Here is a 9,945-nt window from a genome sequence, read left to right on the forward strand (position 1 = left end):
CTGGGCCGCTTCGACGGCACCGCCCTGTACGAGCACGCCGACCCGCGCCAGGGCGAGCACATGGACTGGGGCACCTACATCTTCAACTACGGCCGCAACGAGGTGAAGAGCTTCCTGGTCAGCAATGCGCTGTACTGGATCAGCGAATTCCACATCGACGGCCTGCGCGTCGACGCCGTCGCCTCGATGCTCTACCTGGACTACTCCCGCGAAGAGGGCCAGTGGGTGCCCAATGTCTACGGTGGCCGTGAGAACCTCGAGGCGATCGACTTCCTGAAGTACACCAACAAGCACCTCTACGAGCGCCACCCGGGTGTGTTGATGATCGCCGAGGAGTCCACGAGCTTCCCCGGTGTGACCCGTCCGGTGCACCACGACGGCCTGGGCTTCGGCTTCAAGTGGAACATGGGCTGGATGAACGACTCCCTGCGCTATGTGGAGGCCGACCCGTTCAACCGCCAGTACAACCACCACCTGATGACCTTCGCGATGGTCTACGCCTACTCGGAGAACTTCGTGCTGCCGATCAGCCACGACGAGGTCGTGCACGGCAAGGGTTCGATGCTGGAGAAGGTGCCCCAGGACGACTGGCGCAAGTTCGCGACGCTGCGCACCTTCTACTCCTTCATGTGGTCCTTCCCGGGCAAGCAGCTCATCTTCATGGGCCAGGAGTTCGCGCAGCGCAGCGAGTTCAGCGAGTCCCGCGGGCTGGACTGGTGGACGGCCGACATGTGGGGCCACGGCGGTCTCAAGCGCATGTTCAAGGACATGAACGAGATCTACCGCTGCGAGCCGGCCTTCTACGAGCTGGACAATGATCCGGCAGGCTTCGACTGGGTGGTGGCCGACGACGCCCAGGGAAATGTCTTCGCCTGGGTCCGCAAGGACTCGAAGGGCTCGATGGTGGCCTGCCTGTTCAACTTCTCGCCCAACCCGCACACCACCTACGGCATCTCGCTGCCGAAGCCCGGTGTGTGGCGCGAGGTCCTGAACACCGATGCCCCCGTCTACGACGGCGACGGGAACTACGGCAACTACGGCCAGGTCATCGCCCGCAGCGGTGCCGCACCGTGGGGTGACGGCGCCGGTGCGACGGTCTGCATCCCGCCGCTGGGTGCCATCTGGCTCAAGTACGACCCCGAGGCGACCGCGCAGCTGCCCGGCGACACCGGGATCGCCTGAGCCATGGCCGAGGAGTTCACGGTCACGGTCGAGGTCAACGACGGGGTCGGCGTCATCGGCTGGAATGGTGCCGTCGATCCCGAGACCTTGGCCAAGGCCGTGAGCCTCGCCGCCGACGACGTGCTGCTCGGCCATGAGGTGCGCCGGGTGGAGGTCGCCATCCCTGCCACCGACGTGATGGCCCGCACTGCGCTGCACCGCGCCGGTTTCCGGCGCGAGGGCGTGCGACGCCACGGCATGGGCCTTGCCGATGGCGTCTTCGTGGACGTGCTGCTCTACGCCCGTCTGGCCGGTGACGTGGTCTATGGCCCGATGGGCTTCAGTTCGGTGATGGAGACGGTGCTTCCCACCAAGCGCCTGATCGGCCACGTCGTGCTGCGCAACCAGCTCGGTCAGGTGCTGCTGCAGGAGACCACCTACAAGGAGGACTGGGAGCTGCCCGGTGGTGTCGTGGAGCCGGGCGAGCCGCCGCGGGTGGGGGCCGAGCGCGAGGTGCTGGAGGAGCTGGGGCTGCACGTGCAGCTGGGCTCCCCTGTCCTGGTCGACTGGATGCCCCCGAGCCTGGGCTGGAGTGACGCGCTGGAGTTCATCTACGACGCCGGCGTGCTCTCCGACGAGCAGGTGGCCTCGCTGGTCCCCGAGGCGCGCGAGATCAAGGCGCTGCACTGGGTCGATCCCGCCGAGGTCGTCTCTCGCGTCTCCGAGATCTCGGGCCGACGGCTCAGTCTGGTGCTGGGCGGCTTCACCGGCTTCAGCGAGGACGGCGTCGCGATCGGGTGAGCGACCCGGGATCCACACCCCGCCGGGCGACGGTCAGGTGCAGATCCCGGGCCTTGACGTGCTCGATCACGTGACGTCACTGCTCAGTGGCGCAGACACTCACCGGGCTTGGTGACCAGGCTGGCTCCCTTGAGGTTGGCGCCGGACACCCACGTGCGATCGCTGGTGTAGAACCACTTGCCCGTCAGGCCCTTGGACACGCCGCACCGCAGCGTGAGCACAGTGCCCTTCTTGGCGACGCGCACCTTCGCGTCGCTCGTGCTGGGTGCTCGACGCATCCACTGGTCGGCGGTCAGCGTCGCTTTCACGACGCCGGTACCGGTGCACTGGGGCACCGATGTCTTCGTGGCGATGTAGCGGCCCGAGACGTAGATCGCACCTTCGCCGGGGAGCTGGTACCAGGTGGAGTTGCCGCCGACGGACTGACCGGTCACCTTGCACAGCAGGGTGAGCTTCTTGCCCTTGGCAAAGGTGCCATAGCTGGTGGAGTCAGTGGAAGGCACCTCGCGAACGCTCAGCCGGCTGGCAGTGACGACCCCCGTGGGGTACGTGTCCGCGGCCGCGGCGGAAGGGGCGCTCACGGCGAGCCCGGCGCCGGCAGCCATGGTGCCGGCGAGGATGAGGGTGGGGATACGGCGGGTGGTGGCAGTCATCGGTCTACCTTTCGTCGTGGGCCCCGGGGGGGGTTGGGGCCTCACCGTGCATACGTGCCAGGCAGGGGGCTGGTTGCGTGCTGTGGCTGGACTGCTTTGGAGCCCAGGGGTCGGTCCTTGGCTGGCAGGTTGCTGCCGCTACTCTCCCGTCGTGGACCTCATCGACATCGTGAAGCAGACCGCGCCCTACCTGGAGAGCTGGCTGGAGCGCCAGCGCGACTTCTCGCACACGCCTGGGGTCCAGGTGGCCATCCGGGTGGGCGACGAGCTGGGCGCCAGCTTCGCCCTGGGCAGCTCGAACCTGCGCACCGGCGCGGGCCTGACCACTGCGCACCTGTTCCACATCGCCTCGCACTCCAAGACCTTCACCGCGACTGCCGTGATGCAGCTGGTGGAGGCCGGTCGGCTGCGGCTCGACGATGCCGTGGAGCAGTGGATCGAGGAGCTGGCCGGCAGCCCGATGGCGCGCGTCACGGTGCGCGAACTGCTGGGACACCAGTCCGGCGTGAACCGTGACGGTTCCGACTCCGACTACTGGCAGCTTGACGGCGACTTCCCCGACCGTGACGGGGTGCTCGCCTTCGCCCGCGAGCAGGCCGTCTTCGAGCCCAACCAGCACTTCAAGTACTCCAACATCGGCTATTCGCTGCTGGGGCTGGTGAGCGAGGCGGTCAGTGGCCAGTCCTACAAGGACTATGTCATCGAGCACATCGTCGATCCGCTGGGGCTGGTCAGCACAGGGCCGGAGGTTCCGGCAGGGCGACGCGGTGAACTCGCGGGTGCGCACGGCATCCGCCTCGATGCAGCCGACGAGCGGGCCGTCATCGACGACGTGCCCAGCAATGCCGAGGCGGCCGCCACCGGCTTCTACTCCACCGCCGAGGAGGTGACCCGCTACCTCGCCTGCCATTCCTTCAGCCGTGACGAGCTGCTCAGTGATGCGTCGAAGCGGCTGATGCAGCGCCGCGAGTCACGCATCACCCGCGGCGGGGAGCGCTTCTACGGGCTCGGCTTCCAGATGGTGGAGGTCAACGGCCGGATGCTCGTCGGTCACTCGGGCGGCTGGCCCGGGCACATCACGCAGAGCTGGCTCGACGCGGAGTCAGGCCTGTGTGTGAGCGTGCTCACCAACACCCTGGGCGGCCCGGCCAGCCAGTGGGCGACGCAGATCGTGCGCCTGCTGGACCGCATCGTCGAGGCCGAGGGGCCCGGGCCCGCCGAGGTTCCCGAGGGCATCGACCCGACATCCTTCACCGGCCGCTACTGCTGCCTGTGGGGCATCGAGGACATCGCCCTGCTCGGCACCCGGCTCTACGCCATCCCCGCCTCCAGCACCACGCCTCACGAGGACGCCAGCGTGCTCAAGGTGGTGGACGACTGCACCCTGCGCGCAGAGCCCGAGGACTCCTACGGCGCCACCGGTGAGGACTACCTGTTCACCCGTGACGCCCACGGCCGGGTTCGGTCGGTGCGCCAGGGCGGCATGACCAGCTGGCCGGAGGAGGCCTGGCGGGAGCGTCACTGAGCCTGAGGTTTCCTGGTCCAACCGATCCGCACCTCGGAGGAGTTGTCGCTGAAGGCCTCGTCGGTCTCGAAGTTGCCCAGCTGGAGGCATCCTGTCGCCGTGTGTTCGACTCCGGCAAGGCTGGCCGTCAGGGAGGCCGCGCCCCGCTCGCAGTGACCATTGCTCATCCAGTGGAGGCTCAGGAAGACCAGGCCGCGGGGGATGACCTCAGTGTCGATCCGGGACGGTTGCCACAGGAGTTCCAGCGGGATTTGCACCCCCTCGGCATCCCGGGCTGTCAGCGACACTCGGGCAGGCACCGACACGGGTCTGTTCGCGCAGTTGCGCACCGCCAGGGTCAGGTATCGGTGCCCGAGGCCGGTCTCGACGGCGGACCATCCCAGCACGAGGCCCCCGTCGGCAGCCCCACACTGCGGGGGCCACTCCCCTGCCACCTGCTGGTCGACCCCTTGCCGGCCTGAGGGCGTCGGCGAGACCACGGGCATGCTTGGCCGGCGGTCATCCTTCGGGACGGCCGCCAACGGCTCCTGCACCTGCCCGCAAGCTGTCAGCACGAGGGCGCCGAGAAGACTGGTGACCAGTCCCCGGCGCCCTCGCACGTCATCGCCCGATCAGGCGAACAGCGCCGTCGACAGCTGACGACGTGCCTTGAGCACGGTCGGCTCGGTCTTGCCGACGACGTCGAAGAGTTCCAGCAGGCGCATCCGGGCGGCCTCGCGCTCGTCCTCGCGGGTCTCGCGGATGATCTGCAGCAGCCGGTCGAAGGCGGCCTTCGGGTCGCCGTTGATGAGCTCGAGGTCGGCCGCATCCATCTGCACGGCCCAGTTGGTCGGTTCCGCCAGCGCGGTGTCCACGATCTTCTGCGGATCGAAACTGGTGGAGCGCAGCAGCAGCTTGGCCTGCGCCAGGCCCTGGGTTGCCTCGGCATCGGCGGGACTCTGGTCGAGCACCTTCTGGAACTCCTCGACGGCAACCTGGTAGTCGCCCTTCTCGAGGGCGGCGTCGGCGGCGGCGAAGCGGGGATCGGCCTTCGGCTGCTCGTCCCCGCCCTCGGCGGGCTGGGCGGGCCCGACGGGCTGGGCGCGCCCCGTCAGGCCATTGGCGACGGCCACCTGGGCCACCTGGTCGAGGTAGGCCCGCACCTCGTCGGCGGGCTTGGTGCCCTGGAAGAGCGGCATCAGTTGTCCGCCGATGACGGCCACGACGGTGGGCACCGACTGCACGCCGAGTGCCTGCGCGATGCGGCTCTCGGCATCGATGTTGACCCGGGCGAGCAGCCAGCGGCCGCCGGCCTGGTTGGTGGCCTCGATCAGGACGTCGGACAGCTCCTGGGCATTGGCGCGGGGCGAGTACAGCTCCATGATCACCGGGTGGGTGGCCGACTTCTGCACCACGGCGTCGAAGTCCTGCTCGCCCACCTGCTGGACGAAGCTGCCACCGGCGGCTCCGGTGGAGGTGGGGCCGCCGTGGGAGGCGGCCGGCTGCTGGGCGGCCAGGCTCGACAGGTCGACGGCGCCGGGACGGTTGAAGCTCTCGGAAGTCATGCCCCCAATTCTTCCACGCCCGGCGCACGACCAATTCCCGGCTCGACTGTCTTCGTCACCGGGTTCGCGGCAGGATGGGGTCATGGCACATGAACGCGCTGGGCAGGTGGCCCAGGAACAAGACCTGATCAACGTCGACGAGGTCCTCAAGGCCTACTACGACATCACCCCCGACCCGAGCACTGTGGACCAGCAGGTCGTCTTCGGCACCTCCGGGCACCGCGGTTCCAGCCTGGACGGCAAGTTCAACGAGCTGCACATCGCCGCCACCACGCAGGCAATCGTCGAGTACCGCGCCGAGCAGGGCACCAGCGGTCCGCTGTTCATCGGCAAGGACACCCACGCCCTGAGCCTCCCGGCCTGGAAGACCGCCATCGAGGTCCTCGTGGCCAATGGCGTCGAGGTGCGCGCCGAGAACGAGGACGAGTACACCCCCACCCCCGCGGTGAGCCGGGCCATCATCGTCCACAACCGCGACACCGACGGCGCGCTGGCCGACGGCATCGTCGTCACCCCCAGCCACAATCCGCCCCGCGACGGCGGCTTCAAGTACAACCCGCCGAACGGCGGCCCCGCCGGCACCGACGCCACCGGCTGGATCGCCGACCGCGCCAATGAGCTGATGCGTGACCCGTCGGGCATCAAGAAGGTGGCCCACGACGAGGCCGAGGGCAAGGTGACCCGCTTCGACTACCGCACCGCCTACTGCGAGGACCTGGTCAACGTCATCGACCTGGAGGCCATCAAGAAGGCAGGCGTGCGGATCGGCGCCGACCCGATGGGCGGCGCGGCGGTGCAGTACTGGCAGTACCTCGCCGAGAAGTCGGGCCTGGACCTGACCGTCGTCAACCCCGAGGTGGATCCCACCTGGCGCTTCATGACGCTGGACACCGACGGCAAGATCCGCATGGACTGCTCCAGCCCCGACGCGATGGCCAGCCTCATCCAGCAGCGCGAGAAGTTCGACATCTCCACCGGCAATGACGCCGACTCCGACCGTCACGGCATCGTCACGCCCGATGCCGGCCTGATGAACCCGAACCACTATCTCGCTGTGGCGATCCAGTACCTGTTCACCCACCGTCCCGGATGGGGCGAGGGTGCCCGTGTCGGCAAGACGCTGGTCTCCAGCTCCATGATCGACAAGGTCGCCGCCGAGATCGGCCGTGAGCTGGTCGAGGTGCCGGTCGGCTTCAAGTGGTTCGTCCCCGGCCTGATCTCGGGCGACATGGGCTTCGGCGGCGAGGAGTCGGCCGGTGCCAGCTTCCTCACCCTCGACGGCCGGACCTGGACCACCGACAAGGACGGCCTGATCCTCGACCTGCTGGCCAGCGAGATCCTCGCCGTCACCGGCAAGACCCCCAGCCAGCACTACGCGGAGCTGGAGGCCAAGTACGGCAAGAGCTACTACGCCCGCATCGACGCCGACGCCAACCGGGAGCAGAAGGCCCGCCTCAAGGCCCTCTCCCCCGCCGACATCACCGCCACCGAGCTGGCCGGCGAGAAGATCACCGCGATCCTCACCGAGGCCCCCGGCAACGGCGCTGCCATCGGCGGCGTGAAGGTGACCACCGAGAATGGCTGGTTCGCCGCCCGCCCGTCGGGCACCGAGGACAAGTACAAGATCTACGCCGAGTCACTCAAGAGCGCCGAGCACCTGGCCCAGATCCAGACCGAGGCCAAGGAGGTCGTCAACGCCGCCCTCAACGGCTGATCGACGCCCCAAGACGGTGCCCCGGACCACTCGCGGTCCGGGGCACCGTCGCGTCCGGAGCAGCTGCGGGTCAAGGCCGGAGCACGTCAGGGGATCTGCAGCAGCACGCGCCCGGCCGAGCCCCGGTCCACCAGGTCATGGGCCCGGGCGACCTCACACTTCAACGTGCCCGACGGTGAGCTGGCCGTCGGCGGCCGCGGCCGTCAGCTCCCGGGCCGCCTTCTGCTTGGCCTGGGCCGGGAAGTCGTCGCTGCCCAGCAGACGGAACACGACGTTGTCGAAGAGCAGCGGCCAGAAGTCCAGCCTGGGGTGGGTCTCGTGGCTGCCATAGGCGGCGATGGTGCCACCGTTGGCGATCACCTGCTGGTCGAGGGGCAGGTTCCCGGCCAGGTCCACCTCGATGATGCGGTGCACCTTCCCGCCGGCGATCTCTACCACCTGGCGGGCCGCACTCGGGTCGTCCAGCGCGACAACGCCGGCCAGCCCGGGCAGGGTCACCTGCTCACGCTGGGAGCCCCGGCGCACGGTGCCGACCACCCGGGCCCCGGCACGCACCGCCAGTTGGGCAGCCATCGAACTGACGGCCCCCAGCACGCCGTGGACCAGCACCCTCTGTCCGCGCACCGGTCCGCCGGCATGGACCGCCCGGTGCGCCGTGATGCCGGGAATACCCAGGCAGGCCCCCGTCTCCTCCCTGACCGAGGGCGGCAGCGGGACGGCAAGGTCGCTGGGGACGCAGGTGTACTGGGCGGCGGTCCCGAAGGCCCGGTAGGACTGGGCGCCGTGGACCCAGACCCGCTCGCCACAGCGCGCGGTGTCCACGCCGGGTCCGACGGCGTCGATGGTCCCGGCGCCGTCGCTGTGCGGGATGATGAGCGGGTGGGCGAGCGCCGCACCCTTCCAGGCGGTGCGCTTCTTGATGTCGCCCGGATTGATCCCCGAGAGGCGCAGGCGGACCCGGACTTCTCCTGGCGCGGGTTCCGGGAGCGGCAGCTGGCCCACCTGCAAGACCTCCTCGGCCGGGCCGGGACGCTCGTACCACGCCGCTTGCATCATCGTCGGGTCGGGCAAGGAGTCTCCTCAGGGCAGACGTGAGTCCGGGACCGGTCATTCCCAGTCGTCGAACTCGTCCTCGTCGAACTCGGCCGCCTTCAACTGGGCGCGCAGGCCGGCACGCTGGATGACCCGCTGGATCGTGAGGTCGCGCTTCTCGGGATTTCCCACGAAGCGGATGTCGCGCAGGCCCTGGTCCTGGGCTGCGGACTCGAAGACGAAGTGGCCGTATCCCAGGATCCGGCCCAGGAAGGGCTGGAAGACCGAGATGTCGAGGATTCGTGTCATCGGCATCGTTGCCAAGTGCTGGTCGAGCACCCCGTGGACGCGAAAGACGCGCATGTTGGTGATGACGAAGCGGTCCATGAACTCCATGTGGATGCGGACCATGCAGTAGCCGAACAGGGCCAGGCCCAGCAGCAGGCCCACCCACCAGAAGGTGCCCAGGGACCCCATGAACCAGAAGATCGGCAGGCAGGCCAGGATGCCCAGCGAGGGCGGCACGACGGTCACCCAGTGCTTGGCGACCTCGTCGATGATGAACTCCCCCTGGTCGACCAGCAGGTGACGGTCAACCTCGGGCGCCAGGAAGCGCGAGAGCAGGCTCATCGGACCAACCCGTAGTGGGGCGCGGTGGGCATCAATTGCCGGCGAGGGCGCTGAACAGACGGCCGATGGCGGCCACCACGGAGCGAACGCCGCTGGCGAATTCCTCGGGCTCGGTGGCGATGTAGTAGATGATGAAGGCGACCAGCAGCGTCCACAGGATCTTCTTGACCCATTCGGGCATGGTGTTCTCCTCGTTCAACGTGACCCGGGGGTCATGGGGAAGGCGCGGCCCGCAAGCGCGAGCGCAGTCTGCGGTCAGGTCAACTATGCCGCACGAGCACCGGTTCTGGCACGGTGACGCTGGCCAAGTCTGCACCACGACTGCAGGGGCGGCAGGTCGACGGCCACAATGCGTGCCCCAGCTCCGTCCGCCGGACGGGCCTGTGAAAGAGTTGGGTCATGGACAACAGCGATCTCTTCATCTGCATTGACCACGTCGGTCTGGCCGTCGCCGACCTCGACGAGGCCATCAAGTTCCACACCGAGAAGTTCGGCTTCCGCGTCCTCCACCAGGAGGTCAACGAGGAGCAGGGTGTCGCCGAGGCGATGCTCGGCACCGGCACCCAGGAGCCCGAGAGCGCCCAGATCCAGCTGCTGGCGCCGCTCAACGAGAACTCCACCATCGCCAAGTGGCTGACCCGCAATGGCGGCCCCGGCATGCAGCAGCTCTGCTACCGCGTTGCCGACATCGACGCCGTCTGCGCCACCCTGCGCGAGCGCGGCCTGCGCCTGCTCTACCCGGAGCCGAAGACCGGCACCGGCGGCGCACGCATCAACTTCGTGCACCCCAAGGATGCCGGTGGCGTGCTGCTCGAGCTGACCCAGCCCCCGGCTGACGCCCAGCACTGACCCAGACCCATCCGCCGGACGGCGGCGCTCCAGTGA

General features: G+C 68.6%; 11 protein-coding genes. 5 read left to right on the forward strand and 6 right to left on the reverse strand.

Translation table 11 applies throughout. The features are described 5' to 3' along the window. Together glgB and ACHFFZ_RS01880 are read left to right on the forward strand one after the other, a co-directional pair. On the forward strand, positions 1-1,182 hold a 1,182-nt coding region (glgB, locus tag ACHFFZ_RS01875), incomplete at its 5' end, for a 1,4-alpha-glucan branching enzyme (protein ID WP_394274968.1). A gap of 3 nt (positions 1,183-1,185) precedes the next feature. Further along, the gene (locus ACHFFZ_RS01880; protein WP_394274969.1) at positions 1,186-1,962 is read left to right on the forward strand and encodes an NUDIX domain-containing protein; all 777 of its coding nucleotides are present in this window, start codon (positions 1,186-1,188) and stop codon (positions 1,960-1,962) included. Positions 1,963-2,045: 83 nt separating this feature from the next. Here the strand turns inward: ACHFFZ_RS01880 and ACHFFZ_RS01885 are convergent, their stop codons facing one another. Beyond that, positions 2,046-2,615, reverse strand: coding sequence for an SH3 domain-containing protein (locus ACHFFZ_RS01885; protein WP_394274970.1), 570 nt, complete (start codon positions 2,613-2,615; stop codon positions 2,046-2,048). Between the two features lie 151 nt (positions 2,616-2,766). Between ACHFFZ_RS01885 and ACHFFZ_RS01890 the strand changes: the two genes are divergently transcribed. After that, on the forward strand, positions 2,767-4,140 hold the full coding sequence (locus ACHFFZ_RS01890; RefSeq protein ID WP_394274971.1) for a serine hydrolase domain-containing protein: 1,374 nt from the start codon (positions 2,767-2,769) through the stop codon (positions 4,138-4,140). Here ACHFFZ_RS01890 and ACHFFZ_RS01895 read toward each other — a convergent pair. Together ACHFFZ_RS01895 and ACHFFZ_RS01900 are read right to left on the reverse strand one after the other, a co-directional pair. Further along, complete coding sequence (locus ACHFFZ_RS01895; RefSeq protein ID WP_394274972.1) at positions 4,134-4,439, reverse strand: hypothetical protein; 306 nt, start codon at positions 4,437-4,439, stop codon at positions 4,134-4,136. The two genes, ACHFFZ_RS01890 and ACHFFZ_RS01895, sit on opposite strands and share 7 nt — an antisense overlap. A 312-nt stretch (positions 4,440-4,751) precedes the next feature. Then, the gene (locus ACHFFZ_RS01900; protein ID WP_394274973.1) at positions 4,752-5,684 is read right to left on the reverse strand and encodes a tetratricopeptide repeat protein; all 933 of its coding nucleotides are present in this window, start codon (positions 5,682-5,684) and stop codon (positions 4,752-4,754) included. A gap of 82 nt (positions 5,685-5,766) precedes the next feature. Between ACHFFZ_RS01900 and pgm the strand changes: the two genes are divergently transcribed. Next, the gene (gene pgm, locus ACHFFZ_RS01905) at positions 5,767-7,398 is read left to right on the forward strand and encodes a phosphoglucomutase (alpha-D-glucose-1,6-bisphosphate-dependent) (protein ID WP_394274974.1); all 1,632 of its coding nucleotides are present in this window, start codon (positions 5,767-5,769) and stop codon (positions 7,396-7,398) included. A gap of 153 nt (positions 7,399-7,551) precedes the next feature. Here the strand turns inward: pgm and ACHFFZ_RS01910 are convergent, their stop codons facing one another. From ACHFFZ_RS01910 to ACHFFZ_RS01920, 3 genes are read right to left on the reverse strand one after another with little or no spacing between them, the layout of a single operon-like run. Further along, positions 7,552-8,469, reverse strand: coding sequence for an NADPH:quinone reductase (locus ACHFFZ_RS01910; protein WP_394274975.1), 918 nt, complete (start codon positions 8,467-8,469; stop codon positions 7,552-7,554). Positions 8,470-8,505: 36 nt separating this feature from the next. Then, positions 8,506-9,060 carry a PH domain-containing protein gene (locus ACHFFZ_RS01915; protein WP_394274976.1) on the reverse strand — a complete coding sequence of 185 codons (555 nt, stop codon included), beginning with the start codon at positions 9,058-9,060 and terminating at the stop codon, positions 8,506-8,508. A 31-nt stretch (positions 9,061-9,091) separates the two neighbouring features. After that, positions 9,092-9,241 carry a hypothetical protein gene (locus tag ACHFFZ_RS01920; RefSeq protein ID WP_394274977.1) on the reverse strand — a complete coding sequence of 50 codons (150 nt, stop codon included), beginning with the start codon at positions 9,239-9,241 and terminating at the stop codon, positions 9,092-9,094. Between the two features lie 218 nt (positions 9,242-9,459). Here ACHFFZ_RS01920 and mce point away from each other — a divergent pair, with 218 nt between their 5' ends. Beyond that, the gene (gene mce, locus ACHFFZ_RS01925; protein WP_394274978.1) at positions 9,460-9,909 is read left to right on the forward strand and encodes a methylmalonyl-CoA epimerase; all 450 of its coding nucleotides are present in this window, start codon (positions 9,460-9,462) and stop codon (positions 9,907-9,909) included. The last annotated feature ends 36 nt before the right edge of the window (positions 9,910-9,945 follow it).

This window comes from Luteococcus sp., assembly GCF_043424415.1.
Classification (GTDB): domain Bacteria; phylum Actinomycetota; class Actinomycetes; order Propionibacteriales; family Propionibacteriaceae; genus Luteococcus.

Bases quoted from the DNA above. Each gene is read 5' to 3' on its own strand.
- ACHFFZ_RS01880 (WP_394274969.1), top strand. From the start codon at position 1,186: ATGGCCGAGGAGTTCACGGTCACGGTCGAGGTCAACGACGGGGTCGGC.
- ACHFFZ_RS01885 (WP_394274970.1), bottom strand. From the start codon at position 2,615: ATGACTGCCACCACCCGCCGTATCCCCACCCTCATCCTCGCCGGCACC.
- ACHFFZ_RS01900 (WP_394274973.1), bottom strand. From the start codon at position 5,684: ATGACTTCCGAGAGCTTCAACCGTCCCGGCGCCGTCGACCTGTCGAGC.
- pgm (WP_394274974.1), top strand. From the start codon at position 5,767: ATGGCACATGAACGCGCTGGGCAGGTGGCCCAGGAACAAGACCTGATC.
- ACHFFZ_RS01915 (WP_394274976.1), bottom strand. From the start codon at position 9,060: ATGAGCCTGCTCTCGCGCTTCCTGGCGCCCGAGGTTGACCGTCACCTG.
- ACHFFZ_RS01920 (WP_394274977.1), bottom strand. From the start codon at position 9,241: ATGCCCGAATGGGTCAAGAAGATCCTGTGGACGCTGCTGGTCGCCTTC.
- mce (WP_394274978.1), top strand. From the start codon at position 9,460: ATGGACAACAGCGATCTCTTCATCTGCATTGACCACGTCGGTCTGGCC.